Annotated in this window: 24 protein-coding genes; 8 read left to right on the top strand and 16 right to left on the bottom strand. The window is 32.2% G+C overall.

The window, feature by feature from the left end; genetic code table 11:
• Positions 1–53 precede the first annotated feature (53 nt).
• A complete protein-coding gene (locus B8963_RS04995) occupies positions 54–623 on the bottom strand; it encodes a TetR/AcrR family transcriptional regulator (protein ID WP_084060303.1) in 570 nt (189 codons plus the stop codon).
• 176 nt (positions 624–799) lie between these two features.
• On the opposite strand from B8963_RS04995, the gene B8963_RS05000 reads away from it, so the two are divergent.
• The 4 genes from B8963_RS05000 to B8963_RS05010 all read left to right on the top strand — a co-directional run bounded on the left by B8963_RS05000 (position 800) and on the right by B8963_RS05010 (position 2,861).
• Positions 800–1,648: a helix-turn-helix domain-containing protein gene (locus tag B8963_RS05000; RefSeq protein ID WP_084060304.1), complete on the top strand. Its 849-nt coding sequence runs from the start codon at positions 800–802 to the stop codon at positions 1,646–1,648.
• A 93-nt stretch (positions 1,649–1,741) separates the two neighbouring features.
• Positions 1,742–1,900, top strand: coding sequence for a hypothetical protein (locus B8963_RS15925; RefSeq protein WP_159447277.1), 159 nt, complete (start codon positions 1,742–1,744; stop codon positions 1,898–1,900).
• An 18-nt stretch (positions 1,901–1,918) separates the two neighbouring features.
• On the top strand, positions 1,919–2,455 hold the full coding sequence (locus tag B8963_RS05005; RefSeq protein ID WP_084060305.1) for a carboxymuconolactone decarboxylase family protein: 537 nt from the start codon (positions 1,919–1,921) through the stop codon (positions 2,453–2,455).
• Between the two features lie 31 nt (positions 2,456–2,486).
• The gene (locus B8963_RS05010; protein ID WP_084060306.1) at positions 2,487–2,861 is read left to right on the top strand and encodes a plastocyanin/azurin family copper-binding protein; all 375 of its coding nucleotides are present in this window, start codon (positions 2,487–2,489) and stop codon (positions 2,859–2,861) included.
• 57 nt (positions 2,862–2,918) lie between these two features.
• Here the strand turns inward: B8963_RS05010 and dinB are convergent, their stop codons facing one another.
• Positions 2,919–4,019: a DNA polymerase IV gene (dinB, locus tag B8963_RS05015; protein WP_084060307.1), complete on the bottom strand. Its 1,101-nt coding sequence runs from the start codon at positions 4,017–4,019 to the stop codon at positions 2,919–2,921.
• 31 nt (positions 4,020–4,050) lie between these two features.
• On the opposite strand from dinB, the gene B8963_RS05020 reads away from it, so the two are divergent.
• From B8963_RS05020 to B8963_RS05035, 4 genes are read left to right on the top strand one after another with little or no spacing between them, the layout of a single operon-like run.
• On the top strand, positions 4,051–4,608 hold the full coding sequence (locus B8963_RS05020; protein ID WP_084060308.1) for a lysoplasmalogenase: 558 nt from the start codon (positions 4,051–4,053) through the stop codon (positions 4,606–4,608).
• Positions 4,508–4,714: a lysoplasmalogenase family protein gene (locus B8963_RS16235; RefSeq protein ID WP_084060309.1), complete on the top strand. Its 207-nt coding sequence runs from the start codon at positions 4,508–4,510 to the stop codon at positions 4,712–4,714. Before B8963_RS05020 ends, B8963_RS16235 begins: the two co-directional genes overlap by 101 nt.
• Positions 4,689–5,180: a CYTH domain-containing protein gene (locus B8963_RS05030; RefSeq protein WP_084060310.1), complete on the top strand. Its 492-nt coding sequence runs from the start codon at positions 4,689–4,691 to the stop codon at positions 5,178–5,180. The genes B8963_RS16235 and B8963_RS05030 overlap by 26 nt, the downstream gene beginning before the upstream one ends.
• Positions 5,174–5,662, top strand: a complete 489-nt coding sequence (locus B8963_RS05035) for a YciI family protein (RefSeq protein WP_143312472.1) — start codon at positions 5,174–5,176, stop codon at positions 5,660–5,662. Before B8963_RS05030 ends, B8963_RS05035 begins: the two co-directional genes overlap by 7 nt.
• Positions 5,663–5,691: 29 nt before the next feature.
• Here the strand turns inward: B8963_RS05035 and B8963_RS05040 are convergent, their stop codons facing one another.
• The 14 genes from B8963_RS05040 to B8963_RS05105 form a co-directional block, all read right to left on the bottom strand.
• A complete protein-coding gene (locus tag B8963_RS05040; RefSeq protein ID WP_084060311.1) occupies positions 5,692–6,087 on the bottom strand; it encodes a hypothetical protein in 396 nt (131 codons plus the stop codon).
• A gap of 16 nt (positions 6,088–6,103) precedes the next feature.
• Complete coding sequence (gene pheS, locus B8963_RS05045) at positions 6,104–7,123, bottom strand: phenylalanine--tRNA ligase subunit alpha (protein ID WP_084060312.1); 1,020 nt, start codon at positions 7,121–7,123, stop codon at positions 6,104–6,106.
• An 86-nt stretch (positions 7,124–7,209) separates the two neighbouring features.
• Positions 7,210–9,102 (bottom strand): SulP family inorganic anion transporter, encoded by a 1,893-nt coding sequence (locus tag B8963_RS05050; protein ID WP_084060313.1) that lies wholly within the window; start codon positions 9,100–9,102, stop codon positions 7,210–7,212.
• A gap of 42 nt (positions 9,103–9,144) precedes the next feature.
• A complete protein-coding gene (locus tag B8963_RS05055; RefSeq protein WP_084060314.1) occupies positions 9,145–9,771 on the bottom strand; it encodes a carbonic anhydrase in 627 nt (208 codons plus the stop codon).
• A gap of 99 nt (positions 9,772–9,870) precedes the next feature.
• Positions 9,871–10,497: a carbonic anhydrase family protein gene (locus B8963_RS05060; protein ID WP_084060315.1), complete on the bottom strand. Its 627-nt coding sequence runs from the start codon at positions 10,495–10,497 to the stop codon at positions 9,871–9,873.
• Between the two features lie 22 nt (positions 10,498–10,519).
• The gene (locus B8963_RS05065) at positions 10,520–11,329 is read right to left on the bottom strand and encodes a universal stress protein (RefSeq protein WP_084060316.1); all 810 of its coding nucleotides are present in this window, start codon (positions 11,327–11,329) and stop codon (positions 10,520–10,522) included.
• Positions 11,330–11,335: 6 nt separating this feature from the next.
• On the bottom strand, positions 11,336–12,928 hold the full coding sequence (locus tag B8963_RS05070; RefSeq protein WP_084060317.1) for a SulP family inorganic anion transporter: 1,593 nt from the start codon (positions 12,926–12,928) through the stop codon (positions 11,336–11,338).
• 72 nt (positions 12,929–13,000) lie between these two features.
• On the bottom strand, positions 13,001–13,315 hold the full coding sequence (locus B8963_RS05075) for a hypothetical protein (RefSeq protein WP_084060318.1): 315 nt from the start codon (positions 13,313–13,315) through the stop codon (positions 13,001–13,003).
• Between the two features lie 50 nt (positions 13,316–13,365).
• Positions 13,366–14,124 carry a tetratricopeptide repeat protein gene (locus tag B8963_RS05080; RefSeq protein ID WP_084060319.1) on the bottom strand — a complete coding sequence of 253 codons (759 nt, stop codon included), beginning with the start codon at positions 14,122–14,124 and terminating at the stop codon, positions 13,366–13,368.
• A gap of 11 nt (positions 14,125–14,135) precedes the next feature.
• Positions 14,136–15,920 carry a BatD family protein gene (locus B8963_RS05085; protein WP_084060320.1) on the bottom strand — a complete coding sequence of 595 codons (1,785 nt, stop codon included), beginning with the start codon at positions 15,918–15,920 and terminating at the stop codon, positions 14,136–14,138.
• The gene (locus tag B8963_RS05090) at positions 15,920–16,762 is read right to left on the bottom strand and encodes a tetratricopeptide repeat protein (RefSeq protein ID WP_084060321.1); all 843 of its coding nucleotides are present in this window, start codon (positions 16,760–16,762) and stop codon (positions 15,920–15,922) included. Before B8963_RS05090 ends, B8963_RS05085 begins: the two co-directional genes overlap by 1 nt.
• 1 nt (position 16,763) lies before the next feature.
• The gene (locus tag B8963_RS05095) at positions 16,764–17,810 is read right to left on the bottom strand and encodes a vWA domain-containing protein (RefSeq protein ID WP_084060322.1); all 1,047 of its coding nucleotides are present in this window, start codon (positions 17,808–17,810) and stop codon (positions 16,764–16,766) included.
• Positions 17,811–17,918: 108 nt separating this feature from the next.
• Positions 17,919–18,917 (bottom strand): vWA domain-containing protein, encoded by a 999-nt coding sequence (locus B8963_RS05100; protein ID WP_084060323.1) that lies wholly within the window; start codon positions 18,915–18,917, stop codon positions 17,919–17,921.
• 4 nt (positions 18,918–18,921) lie between these two features.
• Complete coding sequence (locus B8963_RS05105) at positions 18,922–20,463, bottom strand: hypothetical protein (RefSeq protein WP_234989610.1); 1,542 nt, start codon at positions 20,461–20,463, stop codon at positions 18,922–18,924.
• Positions 20,464–20,511: the final 48 nt, after the last annotated feature.

Genomic DNA, 20,511 nt, shown 5'->3' on the forward strand with positions numbered 1-20,511 from the left:
TATAGTTGGGGCTTTTTAATTTAAAAAATGTTTTCGATTTGGTTTAAATTTTTTTAGCTAATTGGTATTATTTGTTTCGCAATAGATTTAGCAGAATAAATGGGCCAATCATTTTTATGTAAATGACTTTCAGAAATAGCACTTTCATAAAGCAGATAAATGGCATTTGCTAATTTTTCGGTTTCTGCATTAGAATTGTTGGGCAAATTAGATTCAATTACTTTTTTTAAATAAGTTAATAAATTTAATTTTTGATTTTGTATTTCTTGACTAATAACATTGCTCGCAGTGCCAATTTCTGCAATACATTTAGTCGCCCAGCAGCCATTAAAGCCAGGTTTAAAATATAATTCTCTTAAAAAATCAAAAATGCCTAGCAACTGTTGCGTGGCTTCATTTTTAGATTTTATAAAAGAATCTAAACCATTCATAAAATTAGTATGCATGCTTTTAAGGTAAGCAATACACAGTTCATCCTTAGATTTAAAATGACTGTATAATGTTGCCTTTGCGATATCAGCTTTAGCTATTATTTCATTTATACCTGTTGCATTATAACCATTGGTGTAAAAAAGGTCTGATGCAATTTTTATAATATGTTCTCGTAATTCTATTTTTCTCATAAATTAACTTGCTTAAAGGATTCTTTTAAGAAAACTTTTGATGTAAAGAAAGTTAAGTTTTTTGGAAATAAAAAGCAGTTTGGGTAATGTTTGGATTTTTGTATGTAAATGATTGTAAATTACTAATTATCTGGTTTTTCACCGTAAGGTTATTCTTATTTTTAGACTAATTGATTATGAAATACGAATTTTACGATGCAAAATTAGGGTCTGTTTTTGGGTTGTCGGATGACATCAAGAATGATGAAAATACGTTTAGATCAACTAATTCTACCATAAATTTTTTATGGAATAAGAATCGTTTTCCTGTACAAATTACTATTGATAATGAAGAGTTGGTGCTTTTACCAAATCAAATAATAACCACCACTTATTTACATCATGTTTCATATTCAAAAACCGAACATCCTTTAACTAGCTTTTTATTTAATCGTGAATTTTATTGTATTGCAGATCATGATAGCGAAGTATCATGTAATGGAATACTATTTTTTGGCACGCAGGCTTTACCCATAATTACTATTCCAGAAGTTCAAGAGAAAAAATTTGAAACGCTTTATGAAATTTTTCAAGACGAATTTACCACTCCAGATAAAATTCAAGGAGACATGTTGCAAATGCTCTTAAAACGCTTAATAATTATGTGTACGCGTTTGGCAAAAGAGCAATTAATCTTGAAGAGTTTAGATAATGATCAAATAGACATAATTAGAAAGTTTAATGTTTTGGTCGACACACATTTTAGAACAAAACGAAAAGTAACAGATTATGCAGATTTACTTTTTAAAAGCCCTAAAACATTATCCAATTTATTTGCTAAGTACAATCAAAAATCTCCACAACAAATTATTTTAGAACGATTAGTGTTGGAGGCAAAAAGACTAATGCAGTTTACAGATAAGCAAAATCAAGAAATAGCTTTTGAACTCGGCTTTAATGATTCTGCCCATTTCAGTAGTTTTTTTAAGAAAATGACTGGTGTAACGCCTACCGTGTATCGCGAAAGTATGTCTGTATTAAGTTAAAGGAAATTTATACAATTTGTTGGGAAATAAGTACTAACAGAAACCTTCTTTCTCTCCGCATCTTTGTACTGTAATTGTAAAACAGTAAAAAAGATGAAAACAAAAACGAAATCTATTTTCAATTTAATTGAAATCTTCAGAAGCGCTCCAAAGCAAAGTTTAGCGCTTAACAGTATACCTCAAACGCATTGTTCAGAAAAATACCATCATGATTTTTATTGTGATGCAGAGAAACCATTTATATCAATTTAATTTAAAAAATAGCAAAATATGAACACATTTAAAGTTCCAACAAGAGACGAAGTATCAAGTGCTAATCAGGTATTATTTGACACCTTAAAAAAAGGTGTTGGCTTTGTGCCAAATTTGTATGCCACCTATGCTTATAGCGAAAATGCTTTACAAAATTATCTAGCCTTAAGTAGTGCAAAAACATCATTAAAAGCAAAGGAGAAAGAAGTTGTAAACCTTGCGGTAAGTCAAGTTAATGAATGTTCTTATTGTTTGGCTGCGCATACAGCCATAGGTAAAATGAATGGTTTTACAGATAGTCAAATTTTAGAATTACGCGCAGGGAAAGCATCATTTGACACTAAGCTTAATGCCCTAGCTGAACTATCTAAAAATATTACAGAGAATAGAGGCGGTGCGGATGCTGCGGTTGTAGAACGCTTTTTTAATGCTGGTTGGACTAAAGAAAATTTGGTAGATACCATTGTATTGGTAGGCGATAAAACAATTTCAAATTATTTGCATAAAACAACTGACGTGCCAGTGGATTTTCCATCAGTAAGCTTGTCACTTTAATAAAAATCAATAATCATTTAAATATAAAAACATGAAAAATTTAATAGTAGTTTTAGTCGTTGCAGTAGGATCATTATTTACAGTAAATGCGCAAAAAAGTCATAATATAATTGCACTTGAGCAAACCAAAGGGGAGTTTACACAAAAGAAAATAACTGTGGATGAAGGTACTTACGTATTCGAAATTGCCAATAATGCAGTAGGTCATGATGTAGGTTTTGTTTTAGTAAAAAAAGGAGAAGATATTACTAAGCCGGAAAATCATATAAAGACCGCATATGTTACAAAAGCTGTGGCAACAGGTGATAAACAAACTTCAAATCCAACAACATTGGAAAAAGGAGAATACATTTATTTTTGCCCATTGAACCCAACTTCAACCGACAATGTTTTGATTGTAAAATAGTATTCAAAATAGAACTAAAAAAAGCCTTCTTGAATTTAACTCAAGAAGGCTTTTTATTTAAAACTCAAACTTTAGTTGCATAGACACTGTTGTTCTTTCTTGTGATTTTTCTTTTTTATCGCTGTTGAGATTGGCAAGAGAAATACCCAATAGGCGAACCGATTTTTCCATTTTTTCTTGATACAAAAGTTCTTTTGCAGTCTCTAGAATTAAACTTTTGTCTGCAACGAAATAAGGTAATGTTTTGCTACGGGTTTGTAGCGAAAAATCGCTGTACTTAATTTTTAAAGTAATAGTTTTTCCTGAAATGGCGCTCTTTTTTAGCCTCCGCTCTAATTCTGTTGCAATATGGTCTAAGCGCTCTAACATAAAAATTTCACTACTTAGGTTTTCATTAAACGTACGTTCTGCGCCAACAGATTTTGGTATTCTATGTGGTTTTACAACACTATTATGCACCCCTCTAACTACCTGATAGTAATAACCTCCACTCTTGCCAAAATGTTCAATTAAAAATTCTTCAGATTTTTGTTTAAGGTCTAAACCAGTAAAAATGCCAAGTTTATACATTTTTTCTGTGGTCACTTTACCTACGCCATAGAATTTTCTAATTTCTAACTGCTCTAAAAACTCAATTACTTCTTCAGGGTTAACTGTTTTTTGACCATTAGGTTTGTTGACATCACTAGCTACTTTAGCAATAAATTTATTAATAGAAATACCCGCTGAAGCTCTTAAGCCAATCTCGTCGAAAATACGTTGCCTAATTTCTTTTGCAATTAACGAAGCAGAAGGATTTCCTTTTTTGTTTACAGTTACATCTAAGTAAGCTTCGTCTAGTGATAAAGGCTCGACTAAGTCTGTGTAATCATAAAAAATAGCTCTAATTTTTTTAGAGATTTCTTTATAACGATCAAACCTAGGCTTAACAAATATTAAATTAGGACAGTTGCGTTTTGCCATAACACCACTCATAGCGCTACGAACTCCATATTTTCGTGCTTCGTAATTTGCGGCAGATACAACGCCCCTAATTTCATTACCGCCTACAGCTAGAGGTTTACCTTTAAGCGTAGGATAATCCAATTCTTCTACAGAAGCGTAAAAGGCATCCATGTCTACATGAATAATTTTTCGGATAGGTAAATCGCTAGGCATGAGTTAAATTTATGGAATATTAAAAAAGAACATGAAAAAAAGCACACAACTTTATTTAATTACACTATCTGTTGTTATTGCCATAATAGCGGTATATACTGACAATAAAATGTTACATTATATCTTTAAACCAGTCTCGACATTATTGATAATACTTATTCCAATATTGTTCGCTAAAAGTAATTTAGGAAGGTATAAAAATAGTATTCTTATTGGTTTAGTTTGTTGTTTAGTTGGGGATATTCTTTTAATGTTTGATTCTTATTTTATTTTTGGCTTGGTGTCTTTTTTAATCGGTCATGCATTTTTTATCTATTCTTTTTCAATTATAAATGGCTTTGCTTTTAAAATAAAGACATTAATACCTTTACTGATTATAGCAGGATTTGTGTTTATCAATTTAAAAGATCATTTGGGAGAATTACTAATACCAGTACTACTGTATATTACCTGTATTGTTTTAATGGCTTGGCAAGCTATAAATCTATATGTGTGGAAAAAAGGAATATGGGTTTTTACTAATTTCGATTGGAGCCTGTTTGTTTTTAGTATCCGATTCTATTTTGGCTTACGCAAAATTTATCCATAATTTTAGCCTTTCTCCAATTTTGGTTTTAGGAACTTATTGGACTGCAATAACCTTAATATCGCTTTCTACAATTTATATTAATGACAAATCAAAAGAAAAATTCTAATCTAGAAATAGAACGTAAATTTCTTGTAAAGTCTGAAAGATTTAAAAATTACTCAGATAAAGAAGAACGCATAGTTCAAGGTTTTTTAAATACCAATCCGGAAAGAACCGTTCGTATTCGCATTAAGGGTAATAAGGGCTACATTACTGTAAAGGGCAAAAGCAATGAAACTGGACTTTCTCGATTTGAATGGGAGAAAGAAATATCTGTTGCCGAAGCAGATTCCTTATTGAAAATAGCCGAACCTGGAATTATAGAAAAGCTTAGGTATGAAGTAAAATCTGAAAAGCATACTTTCGAAATAGATGTATTTGCTGGAGATAATACAGGTTTAATAATTGCCGAGGTTGAATTACAATCCGAAGATGAGGTTTTTAATAAACCAGATTGGCTTGGAGCGGAAGTTACAGGTATTGCAAAATATTATAATTCTCAGTTAAGTAAAAATCCTTTTAAATTATGGTAAGCACAAAAAATATAGGAATTATAGCATTCATTGCACTTGTATTAACTGCATGTACTGCTATAAAAAAAGAAACACCTGTACAAGAAACGAATATATCTGCAGCTAAATTAAAACAAAGCTTAACAGAAAAGGGGTTTCAAATTTTCGATTATGTAGATGAGAAGACCAAAGACACAGTTTTAATGCAAGAGTACTTTATTGCTTTTTTAAAAAAAGGACCCAATAGAAATCAATCAAAAACAGAGGCGGATAGCCTTCAAAAATTGCATTTGGCGCATTTAGGAAGAATGTATGAATTAGGCTTCGCAGATATTTCTGGACCCTTTGGCGATGACGGTGAAATAAGAGGAATTACCATTTATAATGTACCAACGATAAAAATTGCTGATAGTTTAGCAAATATAGATCCAATGGTAAAATCAGGCAGGCTTCAAATAGAAATACATTCGTGGTGGGCTGCGAAAGGTTTTGGATTAAGGTGAGTAAATAAAATCACTAAAAAATACGGTTTTTATTCAGCGAGAATCCCATCTTTTTCTAGCAGTGGAAGACTGGTCAGATTTTTTTCTGAGATGCTGTTTTTGGGGAATATATATTTTCTTTCAAACAATTTGTCTTCGGCAAAGAACGTAACAAAGAATTCATTTGTTAGCTTAAACACTTCTTCTTGCACCAATTCTATTTTTTCAAAAGACTTTGGCGCAATAAACCCAATTCCGTGACGCATGGTAGATGTTTTTGTAGTGCCATCATACCCTTTAGAAACAATTAAAACCATATCAATAGGTGTGGTTCTATTATTTATTATGTAGGCATTCCAATCTTTGGAAAGGAACTCTTCACTCCATTCATGAACAATGGCAACGTGCACGTCTTTAGCAACGGGTATTTCAATATCTTTCTTCACCGTTAATTTTTACGTATTAAAGAGCAGATTTAAACTGTTCTAAAAAGCGAACATCATTTTCACTTAATAGTCTAATATCCGTTATTTGATGTAATAACATGGTAATTCTATCAATACCCATTCCAAATGCGAATCCGGAATATTCTTTAGAATCGATTCCACAATTTTCTAAAACATTAGGATCCACCATACCGCAGCCCATAATTTCTAGCCATCCGGTACCTTTAGTAATACGATAATCGGCCTCAGTCTCGAGTCCCCAATATACATCGACTTCGGCACTCGGTTCTGTAAAAGGAAAGTAGGACGGGCGCAATCTAATTTCGGACTTACCAAAAAGCTCTGTTGTAAAAAATTGTAGTGTTTGCTTTAAATCAGCAAACGACACATTTTTATCTATATATAGACCTTCTACTTGATGAAAAAAACAATGAGAACGAGCCGATATGGCCTCATTTCTATAAACTCTTCCTGGCGAAATTGTTCTTATAGGAGGTTTGTTGTTTTCCATATAACGCACCTGTACGGATGAGGTATGGGTACGCAATAAAATATCTGGATTAGTTTGTATAAAAAAAGTATCCTGCATATCTCTTGCTGGATGGTATTCAGGTAAGTTTAATGCCGTAAAATTATGCCAATCATCTTCAATTTCTGGACCTTCGGAAACATTAAAACCTATTCTTGAAAAGATATCAATAATTTGATTTTTTACAATTGATATAGGATGACGAGAACCAAGTTCTACCGGCTCACTTGGTCTTGTTAAATCGCCATATACACCAGTTTCTACTGTTTTGTTATCCAATGCTTCTTTTAAAGCATTTATCTTTTCCGTAGCAACTGTTTTTAATTGATTGATGGTTTGTCCAAATTCCTTTTTTTGGTCATTAGGAACATTCTTAAATTCAGCAAAAAAGTCATTTAACAAGCCTTTTTTACCTAAATATTTAATTCGTAGGTTTTCAATAGCTTCTTTTGAATCAGAAGTAAACTTCTCAATTTCAGCAATATGTTCCTTTATCTTATCAATCATAATAAAAATCTAAGCCGACAAATTTAAAACTTTTATAGCAGTACCGGTATAATAATTTATTCTAAAATTGTTTTGCAAATATATAATTATGTTAAAGAATGGCTTTCTTTGGACTTATAAGTGTCTTTAACATTGTTTTTAATCCATTTTAAACTTTCATTAAAAGTCTCGAAAATATGCTCTTCGGGTATTAAGTCTGGGATTACATCAACTCTTTCCATCATATACCTTGGTTGTTTTAAAACATCAACAAATAAGACATTAATATTAGATTTTTTTAAATCTATTAAAATATCCTCTAGAGTGTACAATCCAGATTGATCCATATATTGCATTCTATCCATACGTATAATTACAGTAGACGCAGTTTTTGGTATTTGATTGGCTAATGCTTGAAACTCACTTGTTGAACCAAAAAACAAAGGGCCTTTTAAGTGTTTTATGAATACTTCTTCTTTTAAATTTTTAGGAAAATCTAATTCATCTGCCCACGCTTCTTCTTCCTCTAGCGATTTTACGTCGGAACGTTCGGCGGTTAAATCTCCCATTTTTTTCATGAACATTAAAGATGCTATTACCAAACCAATCCCAACAGCGTAAACTAAATTCCAGAATGTAGATAATAACATTACCACTAACATTACAATAACTTCTGAGCTTAATTTTAAAGGGCCTATTTTAATATCTTTTGGTAAACTTGGAATAGCCTTTAAGCCTTTATAATCCATTACACTTGTACCCACGGTAATCAATATACCAGCAAGCACTGCAGCAGGAATTTGAGAGGCGATAGGGCCTAATGCTAATAAAATAAACAACAATAAAATACCCGCTATCATACCTGAAAGCTTAGTTTTTCCACCAGAGTTTATGTTTACAACAGTTCTAATTGTTGCGCCAGCACCTGGTAATCCGCCAAAAATTGCACCAATACTATTTCCTATCCCTTGTCCAACCAACTCTTTATTTGGATTATGTTTGGTTTTGGTCATATTATCGGCAACCACCGAAGTTAAAAGCGAATCAATGGCACCCAATAGTGCTAAAGTTACCGACGAGAAAATATAGGGCGTGATAGATCCGAGTTTAAACTGGGTAAATATTTCTAGTCTAGGTATGGGAAATCCGCCTGGTATGGTTTCTATTGGGCGATAGTTTAACCCAAAACCAAATGCGACTCCTGAAACTACTAAAAGCGCAACTAAGGTACTTGGGATAGTAGTGGTGATTTTTTTAAAACCATAGATTATTAATATGGTGGCAAGTGCTAAAGCTAGTTCTAACCAATTTATGTTTTGCAGTGCTCTAGGTATGACCATAAGTGCACCTAAGGCACCTTTGGTATCTGAGCTTGCCAAAGTTTTAGCTTCTTTAGCAATATTTTCTTCAGTAATTTCTCCTGATCTTTTAATGGTTTCTTCAAAATTTTCCAAAACTAAAATACCTTCTCCTGCTTCTTCCTTTAAAATATTTTGTAGAATAAGTTCTTCCGCTTTTGGTTTATAACTATTTACAAACTCAGCATCGTCTTTTGGATAGTAACCTAATGTTGGTAAGATTTGCGTAATTATAATTATCACACCAATGGCCGTCATAAATCCAGAAACAACAGGATAGGGAATGTAACGTATATATTTACCTAATCCCATAAAACCTAGGCCAATTTGGATAAGACCCCCCAATAAGAAAACGGTAAGGATAGCAGGTAACGCTTGTTCTACGCTGCCGTCGTTTATTGCAATAATACCAGCAATTATTACCATACTTACTGCCGTCATCGGAGCTGTTGGACCAGATATTTGAGTATTTGTTCCACCAAATAATGCAGCAAAGAAACTAATAAAGATAGCTCCATAAAGTCCGGCACTTGGCCCAAGTCCGGAACTTACACCAAAGGCTAGCGCTAAAGGTAGCGCAACAATACCAGCAGTTACTCCGCCAAATAAATCTCCTTTGAAATTAGAGAATAAATTTTTCATAATTTAGTTTTACTTTGGTTACTATTCTTATAAGTAGCTATATTAATCTAGATGATAAATTTCCATGATATTCTCTAAGATTCCTTCAAAATCTATTTTTAGATCAATAAGTTCTCCTGTATGAATGTCAAAAACCCACCCATGAACTTTGAGTCCGTGATCGCGATATGCTTTTTGTACGGCAGCAGTTTTTATTAAATTTACGCACTGCTCTTCCACATTTAATTCCACTAGACGTTCGTATTTTTTTTCTTCATCAGTAATAGCATTTAGCTCTGTTTTGTGAATTCGAAAAACATCTCTAATATTTCTTAACCATGGGTTTAAAACACCTAAATCGGCTGATTGCATGGCGGCTTTGACACCCCCGCAGCCATAATGCCCACAAACAACCACATGGTTTACTTTTAAATGTACTACTGCGTATTCTACTACAGACATGGCATTTAAATCAGTACCAATTACCATATTGGCAATGTTTCTGTGTACAAATACTTCACCAGGACCTAATCCCATTAAATCTTCAGCAGTTACTCTACTATCTGAACATCCGATGTACAATAATTCAGGATTTTGCCCTTCTCCCATTTTATCAAAATAATTTGAATCAGCGGTAAGCTTATCTTTAATCCACTTTTTATTATTTTCAAATACGTTATTTAGGTTCATTTTTTTCACGAGAATTATTGGTTAAGGTACTCTATTTATTAAAAATGACCTATCTTAAAATAGGCCATTTTATAACTGAGGAAAATGTTTTAGTTAATTTTAATAAAAATCAACCTCACCTGTAGAAATATCATACATGGCGCCAACGATTAGAATTTCTTTGTTCTTTTCCATATCTGCTAATATTCTACTTCGCTCTCTAATATTTTCAATAGTAAGCAAAACATTTTTAGCCGATACCGAATCTACAAATTCTAAATTTTTCGAATTTCTTAAGCTTTCATCTTTAGGTTCCTTTACTTCGGCAACAGCAGGCTCAAGTTTATTTATTAGTGCGGTTAAATTACCCATTCTGGCATGATCACAAGCTCCTTTTATGGCTCCACAACTAGTGTGACCCAATACAACAATAAGTTTAGTACCTGCTAATTTACTGGCAAACTCCATACTCCCAAGTATATCTTCATTTACAAAGTTACCGGCAATTCTGATACTAAAAATATCGCCAAGACCTTGGTCAAAGACCAGCTCTGCTGACACTCTAGAATCTATACAACTAAGTATAGTCGCGAATGGAAATTGCCCATCGCTCGTATCATTTACCTGTTCTAATAAATTACGATTGGCTTTTAAGTTATTTTGAAAACGCTGATTTCCTTCTTTTAAAAATTGAAGCGCTTTTTCAGGCGTCATGGTTGCTTGCGTTTCTCTTGTATGTGCTTTCATATGCTATATATTTTTAAATTGATTAGTTTAAATTGTAATTCTTATTACCCAATATGAGCAAGTTTACAGGTAATTCTTTAATTAGTTCTTTATAATTACGAACAGAAGATTTCTTTTTGCCATTTGTTGCTCTGTCTACACACAATAGATTAATACTGTTTTTTGCAAGATATTTAGAAAGAGTTTTAATAGAATCATCAGACTTTTCAAACACATAGTTTATCGTCTTTTTCTCTTTCAATGTTTCAGTTTTATTGGAATATGAATCTGATATGTGAAATGATTTTAATGGCGATTTTGTAAACTTAACCAAATCAGAAGGAAATTTTACGTCCAATTGTTCTTCTATATCATTTAACAAGCCTATCGCTAACTCTTTGTTTGGTTCTATATTATTTTCTTTATCAGCAATTAGTATAGCGCCTTGATGCTTTTTTAACACCAACTCAGTAACATTATCGCCAATTAAACGAAGTACATTTTTCTTTTTCTTACCCAATACTATAATATCGGGGTTCGTTTGATCTAAAAAAGTTTCAATTTCTTTATTTACATTTCCGATGGAAAAAGAGTAATCTATGGAAAAATTGAATTGATCTGAGATTAGGCTTTTAAGTCCTTTCAACTTATTTTCAGTTTCTTTGTAATGGTCGTTTATAGAGCGTAATGCAGATAAATTATTGTCTTTTTTAACAAGATCAATTGATTTTTTTACGTGAAAAACATGCACTTCACCTTTGATCATTTTGGCTAAAGCAACTGTGTTTTTTAAATTATTTATACTGGATTTTTTTAAATCAGTTAGTACTACTATTTTATTATTATTTTTCATGATTTTTTAGCTTAAACTTATATTAGACTTTGGTCTTTCATTAAAAAAATCAATATAGCTGGTAGGATTCTCAACTATTCCTCTTTTAGAAACTAACTTAATATCAATATTTCGTTCTTTTGCTTTAATAGAAAAATCTTCTAATATTTCAATAATGTCATTATCTAAATAACGTGTATTAAGTAGGTTTAGTTCTAAATAGGTGTCTCTTGGTAAGCTATCTAATTCCTTTAAAATAGCTCCTTTATTAAAAAAAGTCACTTCTTCAGCAAGAGTCATTTTAATTCTATGTTTACCATTACTATTGTCTTCAATATGTAAAAAGTGAGAATTTTGGTAGCTTTTTAGAAGTATTACTACAATCCCAACAGCAAGCCCCAATCCAATACCCATTAACAAATCTGTAAATACAATACCGAATACCGTAACAAAAAATGGTACAGATTGTTTCCAGCCTAAGTCATACATTTTTTTGAATAAAGCAGGTTTCGCTAATTTAAAACCTACAATAAATAGTATAGCCGCCAAAACTGAAAGCGGTACCATATTTAATAATTTAGGAATAAGTATTACTGAAATTAATAACAGGAAACCATGTATAATTGTAGACATTTTACTCTTACCACCTGATTGAATATTCGCCGAACTACGAACAATTACTTGAGTTATTGGTAAGCCTCCTATTAAACCAGAGATAATATTACCTGTTCCTTGCGCTAATAATTCTCTATTGGTTGGAGTAACATTTTTATCAGGATCTAATTTATCCGTAGCCTCAACACATAATAAGGTTTCTAAACTAGCTACTAAAGCAATAGTAAATGCGGTTATCCAAATTTCTGGATTTGTGATTGCACCAAAATTTGGAAAAGAAAATTGTGCTAAAAATGATGCAGCATCTTCTGGTATAGGAACGCTAACTAAATGTTTGGCGGATATTTTAAATGTTTCATTGTCTTTAGTAAAAACAAAGAATAAGATTCCTAAAATTACCGCTACTAATGGCCCCTGTATAATTTGGAAGATTTTACTCTTTTTGGTCAATACTTTATCCCAAAGTAGTAGAACACCTAACCCAATAACTGCAATTAATGTGGAACCTAAGCTAATATTATTAAATGCCATAAAAATCTCAGAAAAAGTATTTTGACCATCTACTTGAAAAAATGCAAAATCTCCTTCAGGATCAGCATCATATCCAAAAAAGTGTGGAATTTGTTTTAGAATTATTATTATTCCAATTCCTGTAAGCATTCCTTTTATTACAGAAGATGGAAAATAGTAACCAATTACTCCAGCTTTTAGAATTCCAAAAACAATTTGAATAATACCACCTAAAACTACTGCTAAAAGAAAATTTTGGTAACCACCTAGTGCACCTATGGCTGTTAATACTATTGCTGCTAGTCCAGCTGCTGGGCCACTAACACCAATTTTTGAGCCTGATAGGCCACCAACTACTATTCCACCAATAATACCTGCAATTAAACCAGAAAAAAGTGGAGCACCACTGGCTAAGGCAATACCTAAACACAAAGGTAAAGCCACAAAAAATACTACGACACTTGCAGGCAAGTCGTTTTTTAAAGTTTTAAACATACAAAAAAGTTTAGCCCTAGAATATTTAATATAATAGGGATGATTAATAAAGAATTGATTTAACGAGTTTTACTAAACCTCTTTTTTTGGAGGTGGAAGAAGTATTTTTTGAGTGTGGGTTGAAACGCCAAGAATATAAAAATCAGCAATCTTTTGAGACTGTTGTTTTGATATTTGAGAAAAGCATTCTAATTGATCAAAAAAAAGCTTTGGTGTTTCTGTGTTTTTTTTGCCTTGAGGATATTCATGTTGTTCCTCTTCAGTTAAATTGGTAACTAAAACTTTAGTATCGGAATCTAACATAGTTATAATAGGGGGCGCTGTTAAGGCAATAAGCCAAACCAGTAGTAAGAAACTCTGAATTAAAGTTTTAGAAATTCCTATCATAACATTTGCAAAGATATATGTAAAGTAATGATGAAAATGTTAAAAATTAACTAAAAATCTTTTAATATTTTAATAGTTTTATTATATATCCATCCTGTTTTACCGTCTGCTATTTTAATTTTTTTCCACTCACCAAGTTCATCTAAAATTAAAACTTTAGTACCCTCGTGTAATCTGAAAGTTTCGGCACTTGTATCGTTTGGTTCCGACTTTACAATTACTTCTTTATCAAAGACTATAGCAGGCTGATCAGAAGAAAAGATATTATATTTTGAGTATGTTATTGCGATGGTTGCAAACGCCAGGAAAAAAAATACTATACCAGATACAAATGCAATTCTTTTATAGGTAGCATATCTCAAAAAATAATAGAGTAAATAACAGAAAACAAACAATATCATTAAAGCAACACTAACGTATGCCCATTGTTCAAATGAAAAATACGATGTTGCACTGTTATAGATTTTGGCCAAACCAGTTTCAGGCATTACTTCTATTGCATCTAGCGTCATGTTTTTAGCATAGGCCAAATTGTTTTTTATATCAGCATCACCTGGGTTTAATAATAATGCCTTTTCATAGTAATAAATACTTGGAGCAATCTCGTTTAATTTGTAATATACATTGCCAAGATTATAATATAGTTCGGCAGAATGTTCTCCACCATCTAATATTTGAAGATAGTTTTTTGCTGCAACTTCGTAAGCACCTTCATTATAAGCCTTATTACCTTGCTCAAATAGTGTTTCGTTTTGCGAAAAACCACAAAAACTGATGAATAAAATAAGTATAAACTGTAGCTTTTTCACCTTTATATTGTTTACAATTGTTTGTCCATTGCGGATATAACTTCACTAGCTTTATTATAATCTTCTTGCATTTGTACATTAGAAAATGGGCTATAACGCGCCATTTCACAATTTTTAAGCAATGCAATAAAACCTTCAGAAGTAGTATTATCTACCTTTTTTTCAGATAGTAATTGGGCAATTTTATCTTTACTAAACTCTGATGTTTCTATTTTAAGTTTGGCTTTTAAATAGTTATGTAGGGCTTTTTCTAGAGCTACATAAAAAGCGTCTTTATTACCTAAAGTTTTTTTAGCAGCAGATAAATATTTTCTAGCTAGCCTGTTGGCTTTTTTAATTTTATTTCCCGCTACATCACTTAAAATAGCTTCTCTTTTTCTTCCAAACAATATGGCAATAGGAATTAATAATAAAGGAAGCAATAACCACAAAAAGTACGCTTTAGAACCAAAGAAATAAGAAACACTAGCGGGTTGTAATGTGGTTTTAAGCTTAATAAATTGAAATTGATCACCAGTTGCTTCTACCGTTTGACGATTGTTAACTACGCTAGCATTAGAAGCGGTTGATGAATTACCATTAACTGGGCCTTGCAATACATTAATTAAAATTTCTTGAGAATTTATAGTGCGGTATTGCTCTGTTTTTGGATTAAAAAAACTAAAAGATATACTTGGGATTGGGTATTTGCCTTTAAAACTTGGAATAACAGTATAATTGTTTTTAACACTACCATCCATTCCAGAAATTGATGTATTTATCTTTTCTTCAAATTCTGGTTCGTATACTTCTAAAGAACTAGGCAAATTAAGCTCTGGTAGTTGAAACAATTTTAGGTTACCAGAACCATTTACTTCTACTATGGCTTGTAAAGATTCAGAGGCATTTAATGCTGTTTTACTAGTGGTTACTGAAAAATTAAAATCTCCAACAGCACCACTAAAATTTTCAGGCTTACCTTCAATAGGTAGCTCTTTAACAGTGATAGTTCTGCTGCCAGCGGATACTGTTTTACTAGTGGCTGTATATATAGGTCGCCCAAAAAAATCTCTTCTGCCAGAAGGCACTTCCAAAGAAACGTTAAGCGCTAAAGGCTCAATATCTAACTTACCTGTTTTTTGGGGATATAGAACAACTCTTTTCAGCACTACAAATCGGTAGGGTTTACCATCATAAGTGCCTTCTTCAACAGTATATTGCTTCACAGGCATATCTTGACTCCAGAAGTTGTTATACGTTGGATTGTCTATAGGTCTAAAATTAGTTACATTAATATCACTCACATATAATTTATAAACAACACTAATAGCCTCGTTTAAATAGGGATTAGAGTTAGAAACTTCAGCAACTAAATGTAAATTTTCATCAGCAATAGATTCGGCAGAAGGTGGAGCATTTGGATTCTCAACTACACCTGTAACTTCGATTTCTTTGGTTAAGGATTTATAAGTTTTACCATCAATTACAATAGTGGCTTGGCCTATGGTAAACTTTCCTTTTGCAGTAGGTTCCAAAACATAGGAATACACTTTAGAGAAAGACCGTACGCCATTCATAAAGGTATTTTTAATAGATTGACCTGGTCCAAAAACCACATCAAATCCATTAAAATTTGGAGGATTAAAATTGTCACCATCACGGTTCATAGAAAAATCTACACGTAGCTTTTCGTTTAATCCTACTTTATTTTTACTTACGGACATTTCAAAAGTTACCTCGTCATCTTGCGCATTAACGAATAATGCGAAAAACAATAAGCCTATGAAAGCCAAATATTTTTTAAGTAGTAATTGCATTACCAATCTTTTTCGTTTCTGGTTTTAACTCCCTTTACTTTTTGGGCATCCATTTTTTCTTGTACTTTTTTCTCTTCATTTTGCATAGCTTCTAAGAGATTTTGTACTTGTTGCGGAGACAACTGGCTAGGTCTTTTTTGAGGCTCACTTTTTTGCTCTTCTGGCTTATCGCCTTTTTTAGGATCTTTTTTCTCCTCTTGCTTTTTATCGCCGTCGCCTTCTTTATTTTCTTCTTTCTTATCTCCTTCGTCTCCTTTATCTTTATTCTTGTCCTCGTTATTATCGCCTTCTTTTTTGTCTTCTTTAGGATCCTTTTTATCGTCTTTATTTTCTTGATCCTTATCCTTGTCTTGATTCTTTTTGTCTTCGTCTTGCTTTTTCTTCAATAATTCTTGAGCTAAAGCCAAATTGTACCTAGTTTCTTCATCGGTTGGATCATTTCTTAAAGATTGCTTATAGGCTTCAACGGCTTTTTCATATTGTTTTTCTTTCATAAATACGTTACCCATATTATGATATGCCTTGTGCTTTTCTTCTTTACTAGTACTGGTTTCTCCAGCCATTTTATATCTAGAAAATGCTTCGCCGTAACTTTCTTTGGAATAATAAGCATTGCCTAGATTATAAGGTGCAATAGCATTTTCAGCACTTTTAGCTATTGCTTGTCTGTAATCTGCTTCAGCATCAACAAAATCTTTTTCGGAAAGTGCTTTATTACCATCCCATGTATAATTAACGGATTCTTGTAAATTTTTTAATCGTAATTTTTCTTTTTCCTCTTTATCTTCTTGCGCGAATGCGAAACTTGAGAAAAGAAGTACGATGTAAAATATATTTTTCATGTTAGTCATTTTTCTTCTCGTTAAACAAATTAAGCTTTCTTAACCATTTGGTTTTTCTATCTAAAACAAACAAATCCAAAAATAGCAATAAAAAGCCCGCTCCAACAAACCATTGAAATTGGTCTTTATATTCTGCAAATTGTTTAGCTTCAAATTCTTTCTTATCCATCTTATTAAGCTGTTCCTTTATATAGGTTACAGCTTCGTTGGTATTATCGCCGTTAATATACTCGCCATTACCATCATCTGCAATATCTTGTAAAATAGTTTCATTGAGTTTGGTGATAACGGTTTCGCCGTTCATGTCTTTTTTAAAGCTTTCTACTACACCATTTCTTTTTATTGGAATGGGAGCGCCTTTTGTTTTTCCAACGCCAATAGTGTAAATATGAATCCCCTGTTCTACAGCTTTTTCTACGGCATCTGTTGTACTGTCTTCTTCATGATCTTCTCCGTCGGAAATTATGAATAAAACACGATTGGTCTGGTTTTCATCATCGTAATAAGTCGAAGCGAGCTCTATTGCCTGATTAATAGCGGTACCTTGTGATGATAGCATATCTGTATTCATCCCTTGCAAAAACATTTTTGCAGCACCATAATCTGTAGTAATTGGTAATTGTGGGTAGGCTTGCGCAGCATAAGCAATAATTCCTATACGATCACTCCCTAATTGGTTTATAATTTCTGATACTAATCTTTTACCTTTTTCAATACGGTTTGGTGCTATATCTTCAGCTAACATACTTTTAGATACGTCTAGTGCAAACACAATATCAACGCCTTCTCTTTTTACGGTTTCTAGTTTTGTTCCAATTTGCGGATTTACCAATCCTAAAATTAATAAGGCTAATGCTACTAAAAATAGGATTAATTTTAAGGTAGATTTAAAAATAGATTTTGTTGGGGTTAATCTTTTAAGAAGATTTAGATCGCCAAATTTTTTTTGTGTTCTTCTTTTCCAAATTTGTTGCAACACAAAAAGCACCACCAATACAGGGATGATGAATAGTAAATAAAAATATATTTTTTCTTCTAACTGAATCATTCTTATTTTTTCAACTTTTGCTTTACTTGATAATCAAGATTTAAATGCGATGAGCTTAGCCTCAATTTTTTTCTAATATCTTTTTGACTGTATTTAGTAAGAGTGTTTTTAAATAAAACTCCTAAAAATAGTATGCCTTAAAATCCACTCTAACAATAAGATAAAACAGGCAAAAAGTAATAATGGCCGATACTTTTCATCATATTTTGTGTATTTGAATTCAGATATTTCTGTTTTTTCTAATTTGTTTATTTCGTCATAAATACTTTCTAAACTCTCGTTATTGGTAGCTCTAAAGAAAGATCCACCTGTAGTTTTTGCGATATCCTCTAAAAGTTTTTCATCAATTTCTACAGGGCGCATACCATACCTAAATGAACCATCGCTATTTATGGCAATGGGAGAAAGTGCATTTCCATTTGTTCCCAAACCAATGGTATAGGTTTTAATTTCATATTCTACAGCTAATTCTGCAGCTGTCTGAGGTTCTATAAAACCTGCATTATTTACTCCATCGGTAAGTAAAATAATTACTTTACTCAATGCTTTACTTTCTTTTAATCTGTTTACAGCGGTAGCTAAACCCATACCTATGGCTGTACCATCTTCCAAACTACCATAGGTAATTTCCTTAAGGGAGTTTAGCACAATAGATTTATCACTAGTAATAGGTGTTTTGGTATAAGCTTCACCTGCATAAGCAACCAATCCAATACGATCATTAGGTCTTTTATTAATAAAATCTGCCGCAACTTTTTTTAATGCAGCTAATCTATTAGGTTTTAAATCTCTCGCCAACATACTTGAAGAAACATCTATGGCCATAACAATATCTATACCTTTAGTTGTTTTGGTTTTAGACGAATTTTCTACAGTTTGTGGTCTTGCTAATGCAGTTATAATGGCAGCCAATGCTAACAAACGCAAAACAAATAATAGCGGCTTTAGTTTTGGCAAAAAACTATCGGTGGAAAATCCCTTTATAGTAGAGATTTTTAGTGATGCCGTTTCTTCTTTTCTTTTAAAAAAATACCAAAGCGCAGCAATGGGCAGCAATAATAGCAGCCAAAAAAACTGAGGATTAGCAAATTCTATAGTATCAAGCATTTATTTATTCTGTTTTTACATCAATTGTACTTAATACTCTATCTACTATTTTTTGAGCATAAGTATCATTTTCTAACCACGACATAATAATCTGTTGTTGGAAACCTTTTCCGCCAAAAGTTAAAATAGTGTAATTACCATTTATTAATTCTTTAGATTCTGGGATAGAAAATTTTCCTGAACCATAAGTTTTAACACCTTTTACACCACTAAAAGTTGTAAACTCTTCAGTTTTCGTAATTATATTTTTTGCGCCTTGATTTTCAAAAGATTTAATTATAAAATCTATAGATTGTGCTACATCTGGTTCTATTTCTTGTGTTAAGGTAGTAGACGATACTCCAATGGTGAATAATCCAATAGAGCTTCTGTAGCCAAAAGCTTGTACATTTTTTATTACCGCTTTAAGTTCTGGTGTTAAAGGCACTTCTTGTCTTAGCAGAACTTTCGGAGTTTCTATAATAACTGGAGGATATCCATAAGAACTTGTAATCCAATCACTTTCTAATAGTTCTTTAGTAGGATGACCTAATACTGTATCTTTTACATGTTGAAAACCAAAATACCCAATTGCACTTACAAGTGATATTATAAACACAGCAGCAGCGGTTACAGCAGTTATAATAACCTTTTTGCGATGCTTTTTACGTGCTAGTTCTTCTAAATATTCTTCTTGCTGTAACAGTTCTTCTTCGGTAGGAGGAGGAATAGCCTCTTTTGTTTTGGTTACAATAGTTTCTATTGCCTTTCTATCTTGCTCCGCTACGGATGCTTCTGGTTTAGATTTTGCAAATTTTACTAAATCTGAAGTTTGTAATATTTTTTTAAACTGATTTAAAGTCTCGTCATCTAACTTAAGATTTCCAGCATTTTTCAACATTTCCAATTTTTCAATTAGTTGGTCTGTTGTGCTTTCTAACGCAGAAACATGTACATCTTCTTCTAAATAAGATCTTACAATACCTGTAAGTTCAGAGTAATATTGCTTGTATTCATCTTGAATTAAATACTTAGAGTTTTCTAATTTTTTTAATTCCAACATTGCACGGTCATAAGGAGCTAATAAGGCAACTTTTTCTTCTTCGGTTAATTTCTTTTTTCTCCAAATAAAAAAGTAAAGTAATGCGGCAATTATGGCTAAGGCCAAAATTATGATGAGTACCCAAAACCAAGGAAATGTGGAACTTTTTTCAACATTAATAATATCTTTAATATCGAATAATTGTTGGGCTATAGTATCCACAGGAACTGTATTCACAGCAATTCTAACGGAATCTGTTGTAAATACTTTTTCATTAATCAACACTTTTTGCGGAGGTATCATATATGCTCCTGAATCAAATTGTGTTAAAGCATATTTTTTAATAAGCGTTATTCTAGCATTTTCTCTAAGTGTATCAGGAACAAATGATTCCACCATTTCTAATGGTGCAAAGGTCTGCCCTTCAGGAAAAATTACCTGATCTGTAGTACTAACTTCTAGATTAATAACTAAATTTAGTTGTTCTCCAATGAGTATAGAGTCTTTATCAACTCCAAATGTCATTATAGGTTTGGTTTGAGCAAAGCTTGTAACACTAAAGAAAAATAAACA

Source organism: Cellulophaga tyrosinoxydans, from assembly GCF_900176415.1.
GTDB lineage: Bacteria > Bacteroidota > Bacteroidia > Flavobacteriales > Flavobacteriaceae > Cellulophaga > Cellulophaga tyrosinoxydans.